This is a genomic window from Brevibacterium salitolerans (assembly GCF_039531405.1).
Taxonomy (GTDB): Bacteria; Actinomycetota; Actinomycetes; order Actinomycetales; family Brevibacteriaceae; genus Brevibacterium; species Brevibacterium salitolerans.
Window position 1 is genome coordinate 56,642 of sequence record NZ_BAAAPZ010000001.1, and the last position, 20,677, is coordinate 77,318.

A 20,677-nucleotide genomic window follows, 5' to 3' on the forward strand; every position below is an offset into this window, starting at 1 on the left:
CCCCACCCATGGCACTGACCTGGCGCTTCCTCGCACTCACCGTCCTCGCCGGCGTCCCCGTCGCGCTGCGTCCGCACTGGACGACGATCGCGGTGATGATCGGCGTCCTGCTCATCGCGGGCCTGCTCGACTGGCTGCTCTCCCCCAGCCCGCTGCGGGTGGGCCTGCAGCGGACCCCCGGACCGCGGATCAGGCTGGGCGGTGAGACGCACGCCGTGCTCACCGTGAGGAACGAGGGGAAGCGGACCCTGCGGCTGACGGTCCGCGACGCCTGGGCTCCGTCCGCCGGGGCCGCCGCATCCGGGCCGGAGTCCACGCGCTTCTCCGCGCAGCTGCGCAGGGACGAGTCCCACGAGCACCGCACCGCCCTCACCCCCACCCGCCGCGGCCTGCTGCGAGCGGACCGGGTCACACTGCGCTCACGGACCCTGGTGGGCCTCGTCGCCCGCCAGCGGAGCATCGAGGTCCCCGCCTCGATCACGGTGCTGCCGCCGTTCCATTCGCGCCGGCACCTGCAGTCGAAGCTGCGCCGCATGCGCGAGCTCGAGGGACGCACGGCGGTGATGCTCAAGGGCGCGGGCACGGAGTTCGACTCCCTGCGCGAATACGTGCGCGGCGACGACGTCCGCGCCATCGACTGGCGGGCCACGGCCCGCGCCCAGGAGATCATGGTGCGCACCTACCGGCCGGAGCGGGACCGCCGGGTCATCATCGTGCTGGACTCCTCGCGGCTGTCCGCCCGGCGCGTGGGCGACGGCACCGCGTTCGACGCCGCGATCGAGTCCGGCCTGCTGCTGGCCGGACTCGCCGCCGGCTCCGGGGACCGCGTGGACGTGCTCGCGGCGGATGCACGGGTGCGCGCGCACGCCGGGCCGCTGGGCCGCCAGGCACCGATGGACACCCTCATGCACACCCTCACCCCGGTGTTCCCGGAGCTGCTGGAGCCCGATTGGGAGGACATCGCCGCCTCGGTGCTCCGGCTCACCTCCCACCGCTCGCTCGTGGTCCTCGTGACGGCGCTGGACACGCCCACGCTCACGGAGGACCTGCTGCCGGTCCTGCCGCTGCTCACCCGCAGGCACACCGTAGCGATCGCCTCCGTGGCGGATCCGGTGCTCGAGGAGATGCGGGAGGGCCGCTACTCGACGACCCAGGCCTACCGGGCCGCGGCGGCGGAGCGCGAGCTCCTCGAGTCGCGGTCGCTCATCCACGCGCTCTCCGGGCTGGGCGTGCACTCCGTGCACGAATCGCCGGAGAACCTGCCGCCGGCGCTCGCCGACCTCTACATCGCACTCAAGGCCTCCGGCCGGATGTGAGTCTGCACCGGGCTGCACAGGCTCATGGCGCGAGCTCCACAGCTGCTCGGCAGAAGTCCTGCGGAGCATCGGAGCCGAACGGGCGGACTCCCGGTGACGTCGGCCGCCGCGGCACGCGGCGATCAGGTCGAAGGGGACCTGCGCAGGAAAGGCACCACTGCCGCGGGCGTCGGGATCGTCGGCGGTCTGCCCGCCGACGGCACTCGGAGTCGCGGACGCTGCAATCCGGACAGGGCGCGCCCGTCGCACTCTCGTGATCGGCGCGGAGAAGACGAGCGATGTCGCCGTCCCGCCCTCAGTACGCGGCGAGCACCGTGTAGCCGGCGCGTTCGTCCTCGAGGTCGCCGTCGCCTCCGGCGCGGACCACGGGCCTGCCCAGCAGAGCGGCGTAGGCGAAGATCGCGAGCGTGAGCAGCACGCCCACGGAGATCTTCAGCCACACCGGCAGCGGATTGGGGGTGATGAAGCCCTCGACCAGGCCGGACAGGAAGAGGAAGAGGACGAGCCCCGCAGCCACGGTGATGAGTGAGCGCGCCTCCTTGGCCAGCGCCGCCCCACGGGTCATGGCGCGCGGGAGCACCCAGGCGAAGAAGATCCGCATGCCGGCGGCTGCGGCGATGAGGATGCAGGTGATCTCCGGGATCCCGTGCGGCAGCAGGTAGGACCAGAAGTCCGCGGCATAGCCCTGGTCGTACATGACCGCGGCGGAGATGCCCACGTTCGCCCCGTTGGAGACGAGGCCGAGCGGGACGTAGAAGCCGGTGATGCCCAGGGCGACCCACTGCACGGCGATCCAGGCGTTGTTCGTCCACACTCCCACGGCGAAGACCGAGTTGGGGTTCTCCTTGTAGTAGTCCACGAAGTCGTGCTCCGCCAGACGCCGCTGCGCCTCCGGCGGCATGAGGGAGTCGAGGACCCCCGGCGTGTGCAGGGCCCACAGGGCGGAGAGCACCGCCGAGGCCAGGAACAGGACCGTGACCGCCAGCAGCATCCAGCGCAGCTGCCACAGCGCGGCCGGCAGGGAGCGCACCGCGAAGCGGACGAACGCGGACAGCGGCCCGCGCGGAATCCCCGTGAAATGGGTCCGTGCGCGATGGACGATGACGGACAGGCGGGCCGCGGCCTCCGAGTCCGGGGCGACGGTGACGATCCGCGAGAGGTCCTTCGACGCCGTCCGGTAGAGCCGCATGAAGTCCGCGGCCTCCGAGCTCGTGAGCGTCCGGCGCCTGGCGAGGTCCGAGAGGCGCTGCCAGTCGCCGCCGTGCATCTGAGCCAGCAGTGCGGGGTCCATGGGACACAAGCCTATATGGGACCGGGGCCGGCCGTCCGCGGCCTCCCATATGGCACGATGGGTCCATGAGCGTGCTGGTGACGGGAGAGGCGGTGGCACTCCGCGTGCAGCCCGCCCACTATGCGGCCCGGGCGCTGTCCGCACTCATCGACTACGTCGCCTACCTCATCGTCTACGTGGCGCTGTTCGTCTCCGCCGCGTGGCTCCTGTCCGCCCTGCAGGTCCGCTTCGACCTCCTCATGAACGCCGCACTCATCCTGCTGACGGTGTTCACCACCGTGGCGATCCCCTGCGCCGTCGAGACCTTCAGCCGCGGACGCTCCCTGGGCAAGCTCGCGCTCGGCCTGCGCGTGGTCCGCGCCGACGGCGGCGCCATCAGCTTCCGCCATGCCCTCATCCGCGCGCTCCTGTGGCAGTTCGAGGTGCTCGCCACCGGCGGCGGGGTCGCCGCCCTCGTCGGCCTCCTCTCCCCCAGCAGCCGGCGACTGGGGGACATGCTCGCCGGCACTCTGGCGGTGAGCGAGCGCGCGCGGGCGCCGAGACCGGAGCAGATCGTCCTCAGCCCCCACCTCTACGGCTGGATCCCGCAGGCGGACGTCTCCCCGGTCCCGGCCGGCCTCCACTACCGGATCGTCCAGTTCCTCACCTCCGCCTCCCAGCGGACGCCGGAATCGCGGCAGGAGCGCGCGATCGAACTCGCCGAGGAGCTCAACGCCTTCGTCGCGCCCCCTCCCCCGCCGGGCACCTCGCCGGAGATGTTCCTCTCCGCCGTCATCGCCCGCTCGCGCTGGGAGTACGGCCAGCGGCAGCAGCGGACCGAGGCGGCCGCTGCACGCTTCCGCGACCGCATGGGGACCCTGCCGCACGGGCTCCACCTCACCTGAACGCCCGCAGCGGCTGAGCCTCCGCCTCACCTGAGCCCCCGCCTCGGCGGAGACGCTCACACCGCGCCGCTGTGTGATCACTTTCCCCAGCCATTCCGCCAGTGACGGCCTGGGAAACTGATCAGTCGACAATGGAACGTCAGCGGGTGGGAGTCACAGCGGAGAGGGCCGGACCTGCAGGTCCAGCCCTCTCCGTCTGTCAGCTGCTCGCCGTGCGCCCTACGTTCCACGCGCCCGGCGCTCCGTGTGCCCTGATGCTCCCAGGGCCCGGCGCTCCGCGCGCCCGACGTCCTGCGCTCCGCGCGTCCTGCCGCTCAGTAGCGGTAGTGCTCCGGCTTGTAGGGCCCGGCGACGTCCACGCCGATGTACTCGGCCTGCTCCTTGGTGAGCTCGCTCAGCCGTGCCCCCAGCGCCGGCAGGTGCAGCCGCGCGACCTTCTCGTCGAGCACCTTGGGCAGCCGGTGCACGCCCGCCTCGTACTGCGTCTCACCGGAGTGCAGCTCGATCTGCGCCATCACCTGGTTGGCGAAGGAGGCGCTCATGACGAAGCTGGGGTGCCCCGTGGCGTTGCCGAGGTTGAGCAGACGGCCCTCCGAGAGCACGAGGATGCTCGTCGTCTCCCGCCCGGTGCCCTCCGCCGCCGGAATCGTCCACTCGTGCACCTGCGGCTTGATCTCCACGGCGGAAACGCCCGGGAGCTTCGCCAGGCCGGCGAGATCGATCTCGTCGTCGAAGTGCCCCACATTGCCCACGATCGCGCCGGGCTTGAGGTGCTGGAGATCCTCCACCGTGAGCACGCGGGTGTTGCCGGTCGTCGTGATGACGAAGTCGGCCTCGGGCACGGCCTCCGCCGTCGTGACCACCTGATAGCCGTCCATCACCGCCTGCAGCGCGCAGATGGGATCGACCTCGCTCACGAGCACGCGCGCGCCCTGTCCGGCCATCGCCTCGGTGGCGCCCTTGCCCACGTCGCCGTAGCCGATCACGAGGGCGACCTTGCCGCCGATCAGCACGTCCGTGGCGCGGTTGAGGCCGTCCGGGAGGGAGTGGCGGATGCCGTAGCGGTTGTCGAACTTGGACTTCGTCACGGAGTCGTTCACGTTGACGGCGGGGAACGGGAGGTTCCCGGCCTCCGCCAGCCGGTACAGGCGGTTGACGCCGGTGGTGGTCTCCTCGCTCACGCCCTCCAGCTGCGCGGCGATGCGGCTGAAGCGGCCGGTCTCACCGGCGGCCTCCAGCTCCGCGAGCGCCGTGCGCAGCTGCGCGCGGAAGGCCCGGACCTCCGCCGGATCGTCCTCGCCGTCGGCGGGGACGCCGCCTGCGTCTTCCGCAGCCGCCCCCTCGAGCAGGTACATGGTCGCGTCACCGCCGTCGTCGAGGATCAGCGTGGGGCCGGCGGGCACGCCCTCGGCGGCCGGGAAGCGGAAGATCCGGTCGGTGCACCACCAGTACTCCTCCAGCGACTCGCCCTTCCAGGCGTAGACGGGCACTCCGGCCGGCGCCTCCGGGGTGCCGGCGCCCACTACCACGGCGGCCGCGGCCTCGTCCTGGGTGGAGAAGATGTTGCACGAGGCCCAGCGCACCTGGGCGCCCAGGCTCGTGAGCGTCTCGATGAGCACGGCGGTCTGCACCGTCATGTGCAGGGAGCCTGCGATCCGCGCGCCGGCCAGCGGCTGCGATTCGGCGTACTCCTCGCGCAGCGCCGTGAGACCGGGCATCTCCCTCTCGGCCAGACGGATCTGGTGCCGCCCGGCCTCGGCCAGGGAGAGATCTGCGACCCGGAAGTCGCCGGGGGCCAGCGGTGCCGGAGGTGCGGGGTGCGTCATGGAGTCTCCTTAGACGTGTCGTTCGGACCTCACCCGTGCCAGGACGGCATCGGTGAGGGCACGGGTCCGCGCGCGGTCCGGGGTCTCGCAGTTGAAGCGGACGAGCGGCTCCGTGTTGGACTTGCGGACGTTCGCCCAGAAGTCGGTGCCCTGCAGGGAGACGCCGTCGAACACGTCCACCTCCCCGGCGCCGAACTCCCCGGCACGGGCACGCCGTTCGAACTCCGCCAGCACGGCGTCCGGATCGTCCACCGTGGAGTTGATCTCCCCGGAGGCGGCGTAGCGCTCCCGGCCGGCGACGATCTGCTCCGCGGACTCGTGCGTCCGGGCGAGGATCGCCAGCAGGTGGCAGGCCGCGAGCATGCCGGAGTCCGCGGAGTAGAAGTCGCGGAAGTAGAAGTGCGCGGAGTGCTCGGCGGCGAAGACGCCGTCGTGCAAGCGCATGAGGCGCTTGATCCCGGAATGGCCCACAGGGGTGCGGACGGCCCTGCCGCCGGCGGCCTCGATCGTCTCCGCCACGATCCGCGAGGTGAGCAGATTGTGCAGCACCACCGGCGTCTCCTCGCCGTTGGCGCGCGCCCGGGCGATCTCCCGCTCCGCGACGAGCGCGCCCACGGCCGAGGGTGAGAGCACCGCGCCGGTGCCGTCGATGAAGAAGCAGCGATCAGCGTCCCCGTCGAAGGCGAGCCCCAGATCCGCACCGTGCTCCACGACCGCGGCGCGGACGTCCGCGAGGTTCTCCGGCACCAGCGGGTTGGCCGGGTGGTTGGGGAAGGTGCCGTCGAGCTCCGTGTAGAGGCCGATCACCCTGAACGGCACCGGCTCCAGGCCGGCGTCCGTGCCGAACACCTCACCCAGGAGCTTGCCCGCCATGCCGTTGCCGGCGTCCGCGACCACCGTGAGCTCACGCACCGGGGAGAGCGTGTCGATCCCCGTGAGCGCGCGCAGCCTCTCCGCGAAGGCACGCGCGAGCTCTGCGGCGCGTTCCGGATCCGGTTCGGGATCATCGGTGGCGCGCACCCGCTCCGGCGCGGTGAGCGCGAGGTCCCGGACTGCGCCGAGCCCGGACTCGCGCGACACCCCCGCGGCACCGGGACCGCAGACCTTCACGCCGTTGTAGTCGGCGGGATTGTGGCTGGCCGTGACCATGAGCCCGGGCATGTCCCAGTGGCCCGAGGCGAAGTAGAGCTGGTCCGTCGAGCACATGCCCACGAAGCGGGCGCGGAGGCCCGCGGCGACGACACCGGCCGCCGCGGCGGCGGCGAAGCGCGGCGAGTCCGGCCGCATGTCGCAGCCCAGGACGATCTCCGCAGTACCCCCGTGCTCCGGCTGTGCGAAGTGCCTGGCCGCGCCCCAGCCCAGGGAGAAGAGGAGGTCCTCGTCGAGGTCCGCACCGATCCGGCCGCGCAGGTCGTAGGCGCCCAGGGTCCTGTCGTACCGGGCGCGGCGGTCGTGGGCGCTCACTCCCCGGACTCCGGGATGACGCGCAGATGGCCGCGGCCGCCGGTTGCGGCGGGCACGGCGGCCGGGTTGGTGCGCTCGCGGCGGGGGCGCGCGGCCTCACGCACGGCGTCCGCGATGGCGAGCAGATCGTCCCGGGAGCGTTCGGGGGCCTCGTCGCCGGCGTCCAGACGCAGCAGCGTCCAGCCCTGCGGTGCCGTCATCCTCTCCGCATGCGCGTCGCACAGATCGAGGGCGCCGGGCTCCGCACGCGTGGCGAGGGGACCGACGACGACGGTGGCTTCACGGTGCACGTACGTCATCGTGAATCGGGCGCTCGCGGCGCAGCCGGCTTTCGAACACATACGGACTCCAGACACGCCTGCGATTCTACATGCCCGGCACTCACGTCCCCGCCTACACTCGCCCTCATGGCATCCGCACGCAGGCACGAGCGTCACGGCCGCTCCCCCGTGGTGTTCCGGGGCCGCGTGCCGGCCGCCCGCACGCGCGCGGAGGCGTTCGCCCACCACGCCGCGCTGCTGTTCTCCCGGATCCGCGAGCGCGCCGGCGGGCCACTGGACGCGGTGGAGCTCCTCGTCGACGACGTGCCGGCGCCCGAGGCCGGGCTGGAGCTGGCCTGCGTCCTCCCGGCCCGGCGGGGCTCTCCCGCCGCCGTCGTCGTCCACCGTCTCCCCGTGATCGCCCGCTGCGAGACGGACGAGGAGCTCGGCGAGCTCCTCTCCGGGGTGCTCGCGGACCAGGCGAGTCTGCTCACCGGCCTCGACCCGGACGAGCTGCGCGACTGAGACGGCACCCGCCGCTAGCGCTCCAGACGCACGTCCTGGTAGTCCACTCCGGTGGGCGGGGCGGGCACGGCGAACCCGCTCACCCCGGCCTCCGAGCGGAGGCCGAGCGCCGCGCTCACCTCAGCCCCGGCGGGATTGCGCAGCTCGAGGGCGACGGCCTCGGGGAACTCCGCCAGCGACAGCACGGTGGCCCGGTCCTCGGCGAGGTCCACGAGCCGGGTGCCCGCCTGAGAGCCGCCCGCCCCGATCTCCGCGATCTCGACGGTGCCGCTGCCCGCGGAGAGCACCAGGCTGCCCTCGACACCGTCGCCGGTCTCCGGCAGCACGGCCAGCTGGGTGTCGCCCAGGGGCTCCGCGGCGGCGTAGTGGGCGAGGTCGTCCCCGCCGGTGACGGTGGCCTGCGCCGTCACGGGAGCCTCGGCCTCGACGCGCACGCTCGACTCCGGCAGGTCCTCGCCCAACTCCACCTCGGCCGTGCCGTGGGCGGGCAGGGCGACCGAGCTCCGGTCCAGCTCCACCGGACCGTCCGCCGCGTGCGCGCTCAGCTCGGCGGTCACGGCCCGGTCCCCCGGGTTGGTCACCCGCAGCCGGACCGCACCGGCCGTCGCCACCGGCACGGCGACGACCTCGTCGAGCACCGTCTGCGCACTCGCGTACTCGATGCCGCGGGCGGTGAGCCCGTCCCGGCGCACGTGCTGGAGGGCGGCGGTGACCTGCCCGTCCTCGGCGGTGACCTCCGCGCCCAGGATCGGCACGCCGGTGGCGAGCGCGCCCAGGGGGATGTGACGGACCTGCTGCGGCCCGATCGTGAAGGCGTCCGTCCCCGCGATGTCGACGGGCCCCGTCTCCCCGGTGAGCGCGATCCGCACGCTGACGGGCGCATCGCCGGGGTTCCCCAGGACCAGCTGCGCGTCGTCGCCGGTCATCGTCGAGACCCCGGAGAACACGGCGCGAGTGAGGGGTGTGTCGCAGGTGTGCGCCGCGAGCCCGGCGACGTCCCCGGAGTCCGCCGAGGCCGTCTGCACGCCCGAGGTGAGCGCCGGGGCCTCATCCGCGGCCAGACCCGTGAACAGGGCGGGACCGTCGACCACGTCGTCGCCGGTGACGAAGGGTTCGGCGGCCGTCTCGAACCGCAGGGTCCTGCCGCCGTCCGCGCTCCCGCCGGCGCCGCCCCCCGCGACCGCGGGAAGCTGCTCGGCCCGGATCGCCGCCGTGCTGCGCGAGCCGTCCGGCGCACCCGCCTCCACCGTGACGGCGCGGGCGCGGGTCTCCGGCGCACCCGCGGAGGCGAACTCCTCGTCGAGGCCCTCCGCCTCCGCACCCAGCTCGAACGGCCCGGGGCAGAGGGAGGCGGTGTCCTGGGCGGGCAGGCGGATCTGCTCCGGACCGCGGGTGCCCGAGCCCGCGGGCACCGGCGCGAGGAATGCGGTGACGGCGACGAGCACGCCCGGCAGCGCCACGCCTGCGACCGTGGCCGTCGTACGGCTGACTCCGCTCATCTGCGGGTGCTCCTTCCGAAGGGCACGGAGACGACTGCGCTGACGAGGACCACCGCACCGGAGGCGAGCGCGAGCGCGCGGAACCACCACGGCGAGGCGCTCACGCGCACCTCGAGCCGGTCGCCGGGGAGCGTGAAGGACTGCGCCCAGCCGTTCTCCGGCTCGGCCTCCTCGAGCGCCCCGGAGGAGGCACGGGCGTCGAGCACCCCTGCCCGCTCCGCGAGCACGAGCCGGCGGCCGGGTTCGCCCTCGGGCACCTGCAGGACCCCGTCGACCACGGGCACCGGTGCGGTCGCGCCGTCGCCGTCGACGGTCCGCGCCCAGGCGACCTCCGCTCCTCCTGCGCCGTCCACCTGCCACAGGCGGCCCTGATCCGCATCACCGAGGCGGGTGAGCCGATGGGTGGCGGAGACGGAGCGCGAGGCCTCCTCGAGGACCTCCCCCCCGTCCCCGGAGAGCACCACGAAGCCGACGCCCAGCTCCTCGAGCGCCTGAGGGTCGCCCGCTCCGGAGGTGAGCCCGCCCACGGCCTCGGCCAGGGCGGTGTCCGCCGCGTCGAGTGCCGCCGGCCTCCGCTCCGGCGGGAACCCCTCGAGCTGCGCGGCGGCGGCCACGGTCGAGGTCTCGAGCACGCTGCCGGAATCCGGACCGGCGAGGCGTCCGGCCACCTCGCCGTCGGACACCTCCAGCAGGAGGGTCCGCTGTGCGAGGGGGCCGGACGCCCGCTCACCGGCGAAGACGGGCAGCCGGGAGTCCTGCGTGCGGCCGAGCTGGGTGCCGCCCGCGGCTCCCTCCGCGGTGAGCGCGACGAGCACGAGCACCGCCGAGGCAGCCGCACCCACGACGGCGGCGCGGACCAGCGGCGTGCGGGGACGCAGCTCCGCGCCGCGGCGCCCGCTCCCGCGCAGCTGTGAGGAGGCGAGCAGACCGCAGGCGCCCAGCGTGAGGAGCGCGAGCCCGGCGCCGGGCCAGGCGGAGACCATGCGCACGGCGGTGGTGCCGGCGGCGGTCATCGTCTGCACGATGGCGAGGCTGAGGCCGCCCACGGTGAGGACGGTCGAGGCGATGACGAGCCCGTCCGGCGCGGAGGGGCGGAAGTAGGCGGAGCCGGCCGCCAGGAGCAGCGGGAGGGACAGCAGCGGCGCGAGCCAGGCGAACTGGGCCGCCGGCAGGTCGCCCAGCGCCTGCGAGACGGGGACCTCGGGCCAGCCCAGCAGCAGTCCCCAGGAGCGGCCCACGAGGAACGGCAGCGTGAGGCCCGGATCCGCCAGCAGCGCTCCGGGGTGACGGAGCGCGCCGACCAGCCAGGGTGCGTGGAGGGCGAGCACCGGGACCACCGTCCAGATCAGCCGGAGCCGCCGGGTGCGGACGAGCAGGACGATCCCCAGCGTCACGGCCGGGACGAGGAGCACGGGCATGCCCGCGCAGACGACGGCGAGCGCCAGGCCCGCCGCGGCCGCGGCCTCGATGCTCCGGCGTCGCACCGCCGTGCGCAGCGCACGCACCGCGGCGGGCATGAGCAGCCATGCCAGCACGGTGCCCAGCCGTCCCTCCGTCACGGAGACGAGGAAGGCGGGCGAGGCGGCCCAGACGAGCGCGAGCAGTGCGCGGAGCGAGCGTGCGCGGGTGAGGATCCCGGCAGACGCATACATGGTCGCGGCGGCGGCCGCCGGCCCCAGCAGGAGCAGTGCGCGCGCGGCTGCGTCCGCGCTGCCCCCGAAGGGCAGGGAGAGGACGGCGAGGACGACGAGCAGGGGGTCCGCCGGGGCCCGGGCGCCCAGGCCCGCGTCGTGGCGGAGGCTCAGCAGCCGTTCGATCGTCTGCCCCGGGTCCACGTCGAGGCGCGGGAGGGCGCCGCCGGTGAGGGCCCCCGGCCCCACGAGGCGCAGGCCCAGGAGGGCACCGGCGAGCAGGGTGCCCAGGAGGACCCAGGTGAAGGGGTGGGCGAACACGCTGCGCGAGGAGACGGTGTCGACCCGGGAGAAGGACTGGAGCTCCTCGCCGGTGTTGGCCGCGGCCTCCTCGGCGGAGCCGGTGCCGCCCTCGCCCGCGGCCTCGGTCTGCCACCAGGCGGCGGTGCCGTCCGTCCCGGCCTCGCGCTGCTCGCGGCGGGCCGCGGCGAGGTCCGCCCGCGCGGCCAGCAGCGCCGGCGCGGGCTCCGTGCGCGGAGCGCTCCGGCGCAGCCTGGCGACGGCGCGCGCGTCCGCGCCCAGCGAGCCCGCGGCGCTCAGCCAGCGACCGGCGCCGGCGAGGTCGTTGGCGCAGAGCCTGCCGGCGGCGGCGAGCAGTGCGGCGCAGAGGAGGCGGAGGACGAGGTGCCACGCGGCCGTGGGCCGGACCCGGGAGAGCCGGTACCTGTGCTCCGCGCGCGCATCCGCCGCCGCGCGGAGAGGGCGCGGCGACGAGACCAGCGCACGCGCCGTGTGCGCGGGCACCTCCACCGCCGCAGAGGGCGCGAGGACCACGCGGAAGCCGGCGGCACGGACGCGGCGGGAGTAGTCGATGCCGCGGTAGGAGGTGGGCAGGGCGCCCGAGGGGGGACCCACTTCCCGTGCAGCGGCGGCGGAGACGAGCAGGCCGGGGGTGTCGAGGGCGTAGACGTCCTCCGTGCGGCCGTACTGGCCCTGCTCCACCTCGCCGGGGTGCACGGAGCTGAGCCGGTGGCCGGCCGCGGTAGTCGTCGCCCCGGCGGAGACGAGGCGTTCGGAGCCCGCGAGCTGCAGCCGCGGGCCCACGAGCCCCACCGCGTCACCGGAGTGCGCCACCTCAAGCAGATGGGCGAGCGCCCCGGGCTGCGGCCGGTCCTCCGGCCCCTGCAGCCAGATCCACTCCGCGCCGTCGGCCAGTGCGCGTGCGAACTCCTCGGCGGCGGACGCCTCCGCGGAATCCCTCGCGACGACGACGCCGTCGCTCACACAGCCTGCTTCTTCAGCCGTCGCCTCTCACGCTCGGACATGCCGCCCCAGATCCCGAAGCGCTCGTCGTTCGACAGTGCGTACTCGAGGCACTCGGAGCGCACCTCGCAGGACGCGCACACCTTCTTCGCCTCCCGGGTGGACCCGCCCTTCTCCGGGAAGAACGCCTCCGGATCCGTCTGGGCGCACAGCGCCTGGTCCTGCCAGGCGAGATCGCCGTCCCCGGAGCCGCCCAGCAGGAGCGAGAGCGGGGAGACCGCCTCGCCCTGGTCGCCGGAGCGGGGCCGGGGCGCCAGTGAGACGGGATCGAGGTCAAGCGGGTCCGGCCGGTACGAAGGGAGGTCCGCACCGGGATCCACGAACCAGTCCTGGGCGGCCCTGTCACCCACGGTCTCGCGGGGCAGCACCTCCCACTGCTCAGGTGCAGCGTTCATCCTGCGTGCTTCTGCCACTGGTATCCCCCTCTGCCGTCGGTGTTCCGGCGACTCATCACACATGAATTACACGTGTGTCATTCGCCCCCCGTCAAGCGGCGGCCTGGTACATTGCCCCGCTTATAGAACGCGCGTTCGAGGGAGATCCGCCGCACCGGCATCCGCCACACTACATGTAGTGCGACGGCGATCCGAGCAACACAAATTGTGCCTGAATGTGAATTCGCTTGGTGAAATCCTGTGCGGAGCCTCCGTCTGGGAAGATGTCCGCATGGCAGCAGAGCACTCCCCCGGCGCCTCCGCGCACCTCCGACGCGCGGAGGCGAGCGACCCCGCACCCCGCCCGGCTCCCCCCACGGGTGCGCGCCCTCCGGCCGCGGAGGCGAGCAGGCTCCTCACCGTCTACGCGGTCCCCGGCATCGGACGCATCCGCCCGGGCACGGACCTCGGCAGGGAGCTCGGCGCGGCACTCGTGGACTCCCGGCTCGAACTCAAGGACGGGGACGTGCTCGTCGTCGCCTCGAAGATCGTGTCCAAGGCGGAGGGCGCGCTGGCCGCCGTCCGGAACCGGGCGGAGTTCGAGCGTCTCGTCTCCGCCGTCGGCACCCACGTGGTGGCCCGCCGCGCCTATGCCTCCGGCCGCACCCTGAGCATCGTCCGCACGCCCGCGGGCACCGTGCAGGCCGCAGCGGGCCTCGACACCTCCAACCTGGACGCCCCGGAGGTTCCCGGTGCACCGGAGGCCTCACACGTCCTGCTGCAGCCGGAGGACGCCGACGCGTCCGCCGCACGCATCCGCACCGCGCTGTGGGAGATGCTGCGCGTGGACGTGGGGGTCATCGTCTCCGACACCTCCTCCCGTCCGTGGCGCGCCGGGGTCTCCGACATCGCCCTCGGCTGCGCCGGCCTGGCTCCGCTGGACTCCCAGCGAGGCCTGCCCGACGACACGGGCCGCACGCAGTCGCTCACCGTCCGCGCCGTGGCCGACGAGATCGCCTCCGCGGCCGACCTCGTCAAGGGCTCCGCCCGCGGCCGGCCCGCCGCCGTGGTGCGCGGGGTGGCCGAAATGGTGGGCGAGGCACGGGCGCGGACCGCGGCGGAGGCACTCACCCGACCGCTGGACGAGGACTGGTTCCGCACCGGCACCGCCGAGTCCGTCTGGTCCGCGCTGGGCACGGACCACGCCTCCCCCGAGATCGCTCCGCCGTCCGCGGACGGCTCCGAGGGGCTCACGAGCAGGGCCGGCCGCGCGCTCGCCGTCGCACGGCAGGGGACGCCGCGGACGCCCGGCCACCGCTCCTGGGCCGCCACCGTCAAGGGCGCCGGCTCCGTCATCTCGGTGCGGATGCGGAAGTCCCCGGCGGAGCCGGAGGCGGGCGGGCACGCCGTGGTGGAGGCCGCGGTGGGCCTGGGCTCTCTCGTCGAGCGCATCGTCACCGCGCTGGCGGCCGAGGACCTGGGCGCCGTCACGGACTGGCACTGGCGGGACAACGGCGTTCCCGCCGGCTGCGACATCCGCCTCTCACTCACCCAGCCCGCCGCGGCTCCCGCCGTGCCCTGAGCCGCTCACACCGCACACGGCCCCGTCCGCTCACCCCAGGAGATCCCTTGCGCACCCTCGTCGAACACCTCGCCACACGCCGCCGCCCCGTGCTCCGCTGGGAGGACGGCGAGGGCGCCGTCCTCGAACTCACCGGACCCGTGCTCGCGAACTGGGTGCACAAGTCGGCGGGCCTGCTCGCGGAGCTCGAGGTGGGCCCGGGGACGGACCTCGGGATCGTCGACCGCACCGGCCTGCACTGGCGCGCACTTGCCGGCGCCCTCGCCGCCTGGAGCCTGGGGGCGACGGTGCGCGTGCTCGACCCGGCCGCGGGCGAGGGGCCCGCCGGTCCCTGGGTGGCGCTCGCCCACGAGGACTGCGCCCAGGAGCCCATCACAGGATCCGCCGAGGAGGTGCTGGTCTACGCCGCTGCGCCCCTGGCGCTCACGGTCGAGGTGCCCGCCGGCTTCACCGACTTCTCCGCGGCCGTGCGCAGCCAGCCGGACCAGGCCGCGCTCGGCGAGACTCCCACGGTGCGGGCGGGTGATGCCGCACGCACGGAGACCTGGGCGCCTGCGAAGGCGCTGCAGGACGCGGAGGCGGGCGGCGCGGCACAGGAGACCGTGCTGGGCTCCGCTCCGTGCACGGCCGAGCACTGGCGGCAGGCTCTCACCGCACTGCTCGGCGGCACACTGGTCCTCGCCCCCGGGCCGGAGGCCTGAGCGGACGGCCTGAGCCCACGGCCCGAACAGGCGGCCCACCGGCACCCGACCGGCCGAGGGCCCTTCCCACCGGACCCGCCTCCGCGGAGCCGCCGGCCTCCCGCCCGGCGGCGGGAGTGAGACCCGTGCCATAATCGGGCCCATGGACAAAACCGTTGCAACAGCTGCCGAGGCCGTGGCCGACATCGTCGACGGCTCCCAGATCGCGGTGGGCGGGTTCGGGGTCGTGGGCGTCCCCGAGGTGCTCATCGACGCGCTCCGCGACAGCGGCGCCAAGGATCTGGAGGTCATCTCCAACAACGCCGGCGTCGACGGCCGCGGGCTGGGAAAGCTGCTCGAGACCCGTCAGATCAGCCGCATCATCGCCTCCTACGTGGGCGAGAACAAGGAGTTCGCGCGCCAGTACCTCTCCGGCGAGCTCGAGGTCGAGCTCACCCCGCAGGGGACCATGGCGGAGAAGCTCCGCGCCGGCGGCGCCGGGATCCCGGCGTTCTACACCGTCACCGGCGTGGGCTCGCAGGTGGCCGAGGGCGGCATCCCCTGGAAGTACGACGACCAGGGGAACGTCGTGAAGGAGTCCCCCGCCAAGGAGGTCCGCACCTTCTCCACGTTCGGCGAGGAGAAGGAGTACGCACTCGAGGAGTCGCTCGCGCCGGACTTCGCACTGGTGCGCGCGGCCAAGGGAGACCGCGCCGGCAACCTGGTCTTCAACAAGTCCGCACAGAACTTCAACCCGCCGGCGGCCAAGGCCGGCCGGATCACCATCGCCGAGGTGGAGGAGCTCGTGGAGGTGGGCGAGATCGATCCTGCCTGCGTCCACGTGCCGGGCGTCTACGTCACCCGGGTGCTGCCGCTCACGCCCGAGCAGGCCGCGGACAAGCCCATCGAGAAGACCACCCTGAAGGAGGCCTGACATGGCGCTCACCCGCAACCAGATGGCCGCCCGCGCGGCCGCCGAGCTCGCCGACGGCTCCTACGTGAACCTCGGCATCGGCATGCCCACGCTGGTCCCCAACTACATCCCCGAGGGCGTGAGCGTCGTCCTCCAGTCCGAGAACGGCCTCCTGGGCGTGGGCCCGTACCCCACCCGCGAGGAGCTGGACCCGGATCTCATCAACGCCGGCAAGGAGACCGTCACGATGCTGCCGGGCGCGGCGTACTTCGACTCCGCGGAGAGCTTCGCGATGATCCGCGGCGGCAAGATCGACGCCGCGATCCTGGGCGGCATGCAGGTGGCCGGCAACGGCGACATCGCCAACTGGATGATCCCCGGCAAGATGGTCAAGGGCATGGGCGGGGCGATGGACCTGGTGCACGGCGCCCGCAGGGTCATCGTCCTCATGGACCACACCGCCAAGGACGGCTCGCTCAAGCTGCTGCAGCGCTGCGAGCTGCCGCTCACGGGGCGCGAGGTCGTCTCCCGGGTCATCACGGATCTCGCGGTCCTCGACGTCACCGGCAGCGGCTTCCGCCTCGTGGAGCGCGCGCCGGGGGTCAGCCCTGAGGAGATCGCGGAGAAGACCGAGGGTCTCGCACCGGTCGAGGGCGAGATCCCGGAGATCACCGTCGCCGCCTGAGGCCGGCGCACGGCCGCGACCGCTCCACGGAGAGAGCCCACGGGCTCACGGCGGTGCGCGGCCTCACCGGCCCGGCGGCGTCACAGAGCCGTCGAGGCGGCGAACAGGAGCCCCGTCCCGCGCACCGCGGGGCGGGGCTCGTCCGCGCCCACGAAGACCGCGTCGCCCCGGCCGAGGGCGAGCTGGGAGGGGCCGGTGCCCGAGGCCTCGGGCACGGTGACGGAGAACTCGCCCTCCGTGCACAGGAGGATCAGAGGACCCGGGCGGGAGAGGACCTGGGGTGCGCGGCCGAGTTCCCGGTCGCGCGGATCATCAGGACCCGGGCGGGAGAGGACCTCGGGTGCGGATGGCCCTCCGCCCTCCGCGTGCCGGGTGTCCACGACGGTGAGCGCGAAGTCGTCCGTGCTCCCCCTCAGCTCGCTGCCGCCCACGGCTCGCTGCACCCGGGGGGCGGCGGTGGAGAAGAGCGCCGTGCGCCGGAGCTCCTCGACGTCGATGTGCTTGGAGGTGAGCCCGCCGCGCAGCACGTTGTCCGAGGAGGCCATGATCTCCACCGCGAGGCCGCCGAGGTAGGCGTGCATGACACCCGCCTCGAGTGCGAGGCACTCCCCCGGCTCCAGGCGGAAGCGCCGCAGCATGACCGCGACGAGGGCGCCGGGGTCCGTGCGGAAGTCACGGTTGGTCTCGCGCAGCGTCACGAGGGGGTCCGTGCAGGTGCCTTCGCGGGAGGCGTGGTCCGCCGGTGCCTCGCCGAGGGAGGAGTCCGCGAGCGCATCGGCCAGCGCACCGTAGCGTTCGCGCTCCCCCAGCAGCGCAGCGAGGGTCCTCTCGAGAGTGAAGCGCTCACCGGCCTCCGCCGAGGTCGCTGCGGGGTCGAGGAGCAGCCACCAGTCCTCCAGCGCCTGTGCCTCCCGGCCCGGCAGCGAGTCCGCGACCGCACGGAACCTCTCGACGGTGGCGCGCAGCGCCCGCAGCGGCCGGAAGCCGCAGAGAGCGTGGAATTCGGTGAGCGCGCAGACGAGTTCGGGCTTGTGCCAGGCATCCCGATAGCTGCGCCCCGGGGCGTCCCGCGGGATGCCTGCCGCCTCCTCCGCCGCGAATCCGGCGCGTGCCTGCGTGAGACTCGGATGGGTCTGGATCGAGAGTGCGGTCCGGGCGGAGAGGAGCTTCAGCAGGAAGGGCAGACGAGGGCCGTAGCGTTCGAGGACCTCGGCCCCCAGCAGCCTGCCGGGATCCTCACCGATGAGCGTGTGGAGATCGACGCCCTCCCGTCCGCGCACCGCGGCCGGTCCCTGCGGATGCGCACCCAGCCAGAGCTCGGCCACGGGCGTCCCGTCCGGCGTCCGGCCCAGGATCTCCGGTATCCCCGAGGGGCTGCCCCACGCGTAGTCGCGCACCGTGCCTTCCAGCAGCTCCACATCGTTCCTCTCGCCGGCGTGTGTTCCATATCCGGACCATGGTATGACGGCCGGAAGCGCCGGCGGGGCCGGAGCACCGACTGCTCATCTGCTGTTCATGCAGATGCGGTCGAGTGTTCCGGCCCCGCCGGCGCGGCGGCCGCCCGTGCGGCCCGCGTACCGGTTGCGGTGAGCGGTTCGCGCAGGGCTCAGATCACGCGGATGAACACTGCGCCCCGCTTGAGCATCCAGTCGTAGCTGCGCTTGGAGGTGTTGGTCCGCGAGCTGCCCGCGTCGTACATCTTCCCCTTGCTCTCGGAGACGATGCCGATGTGGCCGGGCACCCAGATGAGGTCACCGGGCTTCGCCTCCTTCTGGGAGATCACCTTCCCGGCGTTGCGCTGGGCACCCGAGGTGCGCGGGATGTCGATGCCGTTCTGCTTGAAGACGTACTGGGTGAAGCCGGAGCAGTCCCAGCCGGAGGTGGGGCTGGTGCCACCCCAGCGGTAGCGGACGCCCATGTGCTTCTTGGCCTCTGCGATGATGTCATCGCGCTTGGCGGCCTCCGCCTTCTCCTTGTCCTTCTTGTCGTCCTTCTTGCTCTCGTCCTTCTTCTTGCCGTCGTCCTTGCTCTCGTCCTTCTTCTTGCCGTCGTCCTTCTTCCCGGAGTCGTCGGACTTCCCCTCGTCCTCCTTCTCCTCGGGTGCGGCAGTGGGCTCGGGCGAGGCGGACGGCTCTGCACTCGGGGTGGCCGAGGGCTCGGCGCTGGGCGACTGCGAGGGAGTCGGGTCCGATGAATCTTCCCCGGACCCACCGGACTCACCTCCCTGGGCCGCGTTGTCGTCGTGCACGGCGGCGCGGATGTCGCCCCGCGGCGAGAACTCCGTGGTGCCGTAGCCCTCCGCCCACACCAGGCGCGCGCCCTGGAAGGTCTGCTCGGCACGGCCGTCGGTCACGGTCGGCGCTCCTGTGGGATAGCCCAGGTGCCCCTTCTCCGTGCCCTTGTCCTTCCAGTAGTCCTGGAGGACGCCCCAGGTGGGCTGTGCACCGGTGTCCTTCGTGTAGTGCATCGCCCCCTTCTGGAAGGCCTGGTAGTAGCCGCCGTTCTTGAGGCCGCCCTTCTCATCGGCCGTGGGGAATCCGATCTGCTTGAGCAGATCCTCGTCCACGGCCTTGTTGAACGCGCCCTTGACGATCTGCGCGCCGGTGTCCTTGGTCCAGTAGATGCGGCCCTTCTCGTACTCCTGGGCACGGCCGCCCGCCACGGAGTACTCCTTGCCCTTGGGCTTGCCGAGCTGCTTGACGTGGCCCTCGTACTTCTTCTCGATGGGCGACTTCGACTCGTCCTTCTTCTTGTCGTCCTTCTTGCCGTCGTCCTTCTTCTCGTCCGGCGTCGCGCCGCCGCTCTCCATCTTGGAGATCGCGTCGCGCATGCCGCCGAGCTTGCTGTAGAAGGCGTCACCCGGGCAGGAGGTCTGGCCCACGTCGCGGTGGCCCACCACCGTCTTGATCTTCTTGCCGTTGACGGTCGTCGTCCCCTTGGAGGAGACGCCGTCCTTGGACAGCTTCCAGGCGATCGCGTGGCTGACCGCGTCGATCGTCTTCTGCGGCGGGGCCTTCTTGTCGTAGGTGCCCATCACGGAGATGCCGAACGTCCCGGTGTTGAAGCCCTGGGCGTGCGCTCCGACCACGGCCCGGTCCAGACCGCCTGCGCGGCCCTCCCAGAGGCGCCCGTACTTGTCCGCGAGGACGTTGTAGCCCACGTCGGCCCAGCCCTGGCCCTTCGTGTGGAAGGAGTAGATGCCGCGGAGGATGGAGGGCACGTCCTCGGCCGAGTAGCCGTTGGCACCGGCCGTGTGGTGCACGACCGCAGCCTTGACGGAGGAGGCGTAGGAGGGGCTGCCGTTCTTCAGCGACTCGTTGGCGCCCCACTCCTTGCGGGAGGCGATCTTGGGCTTGGAGACCTTCTTCACCGCGGTGTTGCCCACACTCGCGGAGCCCGGCGCGTAGGAGACGTTGGTCGCCTCCGTGCCGGCCGTGTCGAGGGAGCCCGCCGCGTCCTGCTGTTCGGCAGCGTCCGCACCGGAGTCGCCGGAGACGGCAGGCGGCGCGACCGGTTCGTTGTTGCGCACCGCCTCTGCGTCGTAGTTCGACCGCTTGGGGTCGACGAGGACCAGCTGGGTGGAGGCCGGCGTGCCGCTCTCACCGAGGGCGCGGACCTGGACCTCCTGGGCACCCACCACGACGAAGGGCTCGGAACCGCTGAGGCCCTCCGCGGAGGAGTCCAGGTCGACGTCCTCCCAGGCGCCCCAGGAGTCGCCGGACTTCTGACGGATCTCGAAGGTGACGTCCGCGGTGCCCTCGTAGGCGACGCCCACCACACTGGGATTCTTCGAGGGGACCTCCATGACCTCGCTGATGGCGGCGATCGTCACGCCGTCCTCGGTCTGGTCCTTGACGGAGCCCACGCCGGCCGGCCCCTCGGTCGGCTCGTCCGCCGGCGCCTCGGAGGCATCCGGCTCCTCGGACTCCGCCTCAGCGGGGGACGGGGTCGACGCCTCAGCGGGCGCCTGGGTCTCCGCGGGCGCCTGCTGTTCGGAGTCGCCGTCCGCATCGCCCTCCTCGCCGGAAGAGCCGGCGGACGAGTCCGCGAGGCCCATCGGGGTGGCCGAGAAGGCGGAACCCGCAGCGGCGGCCGCTGCGGCCGGTCCGGCGGAGAGGTTCTGCGCCGCGGTGGGCGCCCGGAGGAGCCCGGGAAGGTTCGTGGTGCTGCGGTTGGAGACCGCCGCGGTGCTGTTGGAGGAGGCGCGGGCGCCCGGAGCGTCCAGTCCGCCCTCATCGATCTCTGTCAGCGGTGTCTCGCTGACATCGGGGTTCACCGGCGCGGCGACCGCGTCCGTCGATCCGCTCAGACCGATGGTCGTCACCATCACCGCCGCAGCGCATGCCGCTGCGGAAGGCAGGAGGATTCTCATCGTTTCAGCCTTTTCGAGGAAGACAGGGAAGTTGAGGCTTCTGCAGGGCCGG

Annotated in this window: 16 protein-coding genes and 1 pseudogene; 8 read left to right on the forward strand and 9 right to left on the reverse strand. The window is 73.1% G+C overall.

Annotation, left to right across the window (positions count from 1 at the left end):
* Positions 1–8: 8 nt before the first annotated feature.
* Positions 9–1,316: a DUF58 domain-containing protein gene (locus tag ABD240_RS00255; RefSeq protein ID WP_291795328.1), complete on the forward strand. Its 1,308-nt coding sequence runs from the start codon at positions 9–11 to the stop codon at positions 1,314–1,316.
* A 157-nt stretch (positions 1,317–1,473) separates the two neighbouring features.
* Positions 1,474–1,587 (forward strand): annotated as a pseudogene (locus ABD240_RS00260) (3-oxoacyl-ACP synthase); the annotation flags it as partial.
* 24 nt (positions 1,588–1,611) lie between these two features.
* Here ABD240_RS00260 and ABD240_RS00265 read toward each other — a convergent pair.
* On the reverse strand, positions 1,612–2,607 hold the full coding sequence (locus ABD240_RS00265; protein ID WP_344334297.1) for a stage II sporulation protein M: 996 nt from the start codon (positions 2,605–2,607) through the stop codon (positions 1,612–1,614).
* 65 nt (positions 2,608–2,672) lie between these two features.
* Between ABD240_RS00265 and ABD240_RS00270 the strand changes: the two genes are divergently transcribed.
* Positions 2,673–3,491 carry an RDD family protein gene (locus tag ABD240_RS00270; RefSeq protein ID WP_291795332.1) on the forward strand — a complete coding sequence of 273 codons (819 nt, stop codon included), beginning with the start codon at positions 2,673–2,675 and terminating at the stop codon, positions 3,489–3,491.
* 314 nt (positions 3,492–3,805) lie between these two features.
* Here ABD240_RS00270 and ahcY read toward each other — a convergent pair whose 3' ends face one another.
* From ahcY to ABD240_RS00285, 3 genes are read right to left on the reverse strand one after another with little or no spacing between them, the layout of a single operon-like run.
* Positions 3,806–5,317, reverse strand: coding sequence for an adenosylhomocysteinase (gene ahcY / locus ABD240_RS00275; RefSeq protein WP_291795334.1), 1,512 nt, complete (start codon positions 5,315–5,317; stop codon positions 3,806–3,808).
* A 9-nt stretch (positions 5,318–5,326) separates the two neighbouring features.
* The gene (locus tag ABD240_RS00280; RefSeq protein ID WP_291795336.1) at positions 5,327–6,781 is read right to left on the reverse strand and encodes a phosphohexomutase domain-containing protein; all 1,455 of its coding nucleotides are present in this window, start codon (positions 6,779–6,781) and stop codon (positions 5,327–5,329) included.
* Positions 6,778–7,080, reverse strand: coding sequence for a DUF3499 family protein (locus ABD240_RS00285; RefSeq protein ID WP_425546974.1), 303 nt, complete (start codon positions 7,078–7,080; stop codon positions 6,778–6,780). Before ABD240_RS00285 ends, ABD240_RS00280 begins: the two co-directional genes overlap by 4 nt.
* A 108-nt stretch (positions 7,081–7,188) precedes the next feature.
* Here ABD240_RS00285 and ABD240_RS00290 point away from each other — a divergent pair, with 108 nt between their 5' ends.
* Positions 7,189–7,566: a hypothetical protein gene (locus ABD240_RS00290; RefSeq protein WP_291795340.1), complete on the forward strand. Its 378-nt coding sequence runs from the start codon at positions 7,189–7,191 to the stop codon at positions 7,564–7,566.
* A 14-nt stretch (positions 7,567–7,580) separates the two neighbouring features.
* Here the strand turns inward: ABD240_RS00290 and ABD240_RS00295 are convergent, their stop codons facing one another.
* From ABD240_RS00295 to ABD240_RS00305, 3 genes are read right to left on the reverse strand one after another with little or no spacing between them, the layout of a single operon-like run.
* Positions 7,581–9,065: a DUF5719 family protein gene (locus ABD240_RS00295; protein WP_344334300.1), complete on the reverse strand. Its 1,485-nt coding sequence runs from the start codon at positions 9,063–9,065 to the stop codon at positions 7,581–7,583.
* Complete coding sequence (locus ABD240_RS00300) at positions 9,062–11,980, reverse strand: glycosyltransferase family protein (RefSeq protein ID WP_344334302.1); 2,919 nt, start codon at positions 11,978–11,980, stop codon at positions 9,062–9,064. The genes ABD240_RS00295 and ABD240_RS00300 overlap by 4 nt, the downstream gene beginning before the upstream one ends.
* Positions 11,977–12,219 carry a WhiB family transcriptional regulator gene (locus ABD240_RS00305; RefSeq protein WP_344334435.1) on the reverse strand — a complete coding sequence of 81 codons (243 nt, stop codon included), beginning with the start codon at positions 12,217–12,219 and terminating at the stop codon, positions 11,977–11,979. Before ABD240_RS00305 ends, ABD240_RS00300 begins: the two co-directional genes overlap by 4 nt.
* A gap of 466 nt (positions 12,220–12,685) precedes the next feature.
* Between ABD240_RS00305 and ABD240_RS00310 the strand changes: the two genes are divergently transcribed.
* The 4 genes from ABD240_RS00310 (at position 12,686) to ABD240_RS00325 (ending at position 16,253) form a co-directional block, all read left to right on the forward strand.
* On the forward strand, positions 12,686–13,975 hold the full coding sequence (locus ABD240_RS00310) for a coenzyme F420-0:L-glutamate ligase (RefSeq protein ID WP_344334304.1): 1,290 nt from the start codon (positions 12,686–12,688) through the stop codon (positions 13,973–13,975).
* A gap of 47 nt (positions 13,976–14,022) precedes the next feature.
* Entirely contained in the window at positions 14,023–14,676 is a 654-nt protein-coding gene (locus tag ABD240_RS00315) for a TIGR03089 family protein (RefSeq protein WP_291795031.1), read from the forward strand.
* 142 nt (positions 14,677–14,818) lie between these two features.
* The gene (locus ABD240_RS00320) at positions 14,819–15,589 is read left to right on the forward strand and encodes a CoA transferase subunit A (protein WP_291795032.1); all 771 of its coding nucleotides are present in this window, start codon (positions 14,819–14,821) and stop codon (positions 15,587–15,589) included.
* Between the two features lies 1 nt (position 15,590).
* Positions 15,591–16,253 carry a 3-oxoacid CoA-transferase subunit B gene (locus tag ABD240_RS00325; protein WP_291795033.1) on the forward strand — a complete coding sequence of 221 codons (663 nt, stop codon included), beginning with the start codon at positions 15,591–15,593 and terminating at the stop codon, positions 16,251–16,253.
* A gap of 80 nt (positions 16,254–16,333) precedes the next feature.
* Here ABD240_RS00325 and manA read toward each other — a convergent pair whose 3' ends face one another.
* The gene (gene manA, locus ABD240_RS00330; protein ID WP_291795034.1) at positions 16,334–17,671 is read right to left on the reverse strand and encodes a mannose-6-phosphate isomerase, class I; all 1,338 of its coding nucleotides are present in this window, start codon (positions 17,669–17,671) and stop codon (positions 16,334–16,336) included.
* A gap of 188 nt (positions 17,672–17,859) precedes the next feature.
* Positions 17,860–20,625 carry an NlpC/P60 family protein gene (locus tag ABD240_RS00335; protein ID WP_344334307.1) on the reverse strand — a complete coding sequence of 922 codons (2,766 nt, stop codon included), beginning with the start codon at positions 20,623–20,625 and terminating at the stop codon, positions 17,860–17,862.
* Positions 20,626–20,677: the final 52 nt, after the last annotated feature.

What these genes read in the sequence shown, in the direction of transcription:
- ABD240_RS00255 (WP_291795328.1), top strand. Translation starts at nt 9, where the DNA reads ATGGCACTGACCTGGCGCTTCCTCGCACTCACCGTCCTCGCCGGCGTC.
- ABD240_RS00265 (WP_344334297.1), bottom strand. Translation starts at nt 2,607, where the DNA reads ATGGACCCCGCACTGCTGGCTCAGATGCACGGCGGCGACTGGCAGCGC.
- ABD240_RS00270 (WP_291795332.1), top strand. Translation starts at nt 2,673, where the DNA reads ATGAGCGTGCTGGTGACGGGAGAGGCGGTGGCACTCCGCGTGCAGCCC.
- ahcY (WP_291795334.1), bottom strand. Translation starts at nt 5,317, where the DNA reads ATGACGCACCCCGCACCTCCGGCACCGCTGGCCCCCGGCGACTTCCGG.
- ABD240_RS00285 (WP_425546974.1), bottom strand. Translation starts at nt 7,080, where the DNA reads ATGACGTACGTGCACCGTGAAGCCACCGTCGTCGTCGGTCCCCTCGCC.
- ABD240_RS00290 (WP_291795340.1), top strand. Translation starts at nt 7,189, where the DNA reads ATGGCATCCGCACGCAGGCACGAGCGTCACGGCCGCTCCCCCGTGGTG.
- ABD240_RS00295 (WP_344334300.1), bottom strand. Translation starts at nt 9,065, where the DNA reads ATGAGCGGAGTCAGCCGTACGACGGCCACGGTCGCAGGCGTGGCGCTG.
- ABD240_RS00310 (WP_344334304.1), top strand. Translation starts at nt 12,686, where the DNA reads ATGGCAGCAGAGCACTCCCCCGGCGCCTCCGCGCACCTCCGACGCGCG.
- ABD240_RS00320 (WP_291795032.1), top strand. Translation starts at nt 14,819, where the DNA reads ATGGACAAAACCGTTGCAACAGCTGCCGAGGCCGTGGCCGACATCGTC.
- ABD240_RS00325 (WP_291795033.1), top strand. Translation starts at nt 15,591, where the DNA reads ATGGCGCTCACCCGCAACCAGATGGCCGCCCGCGCGGCCGCCGAGCTC.
- ABD240_RS00335 (WP_344334307.1), bottom strand. Translation starts at nt 20,625, where the DNA reads ATGAGAATCCTCCTGCCTTCCGCAGCGGCATGCGCTGCGGCGGTGATG.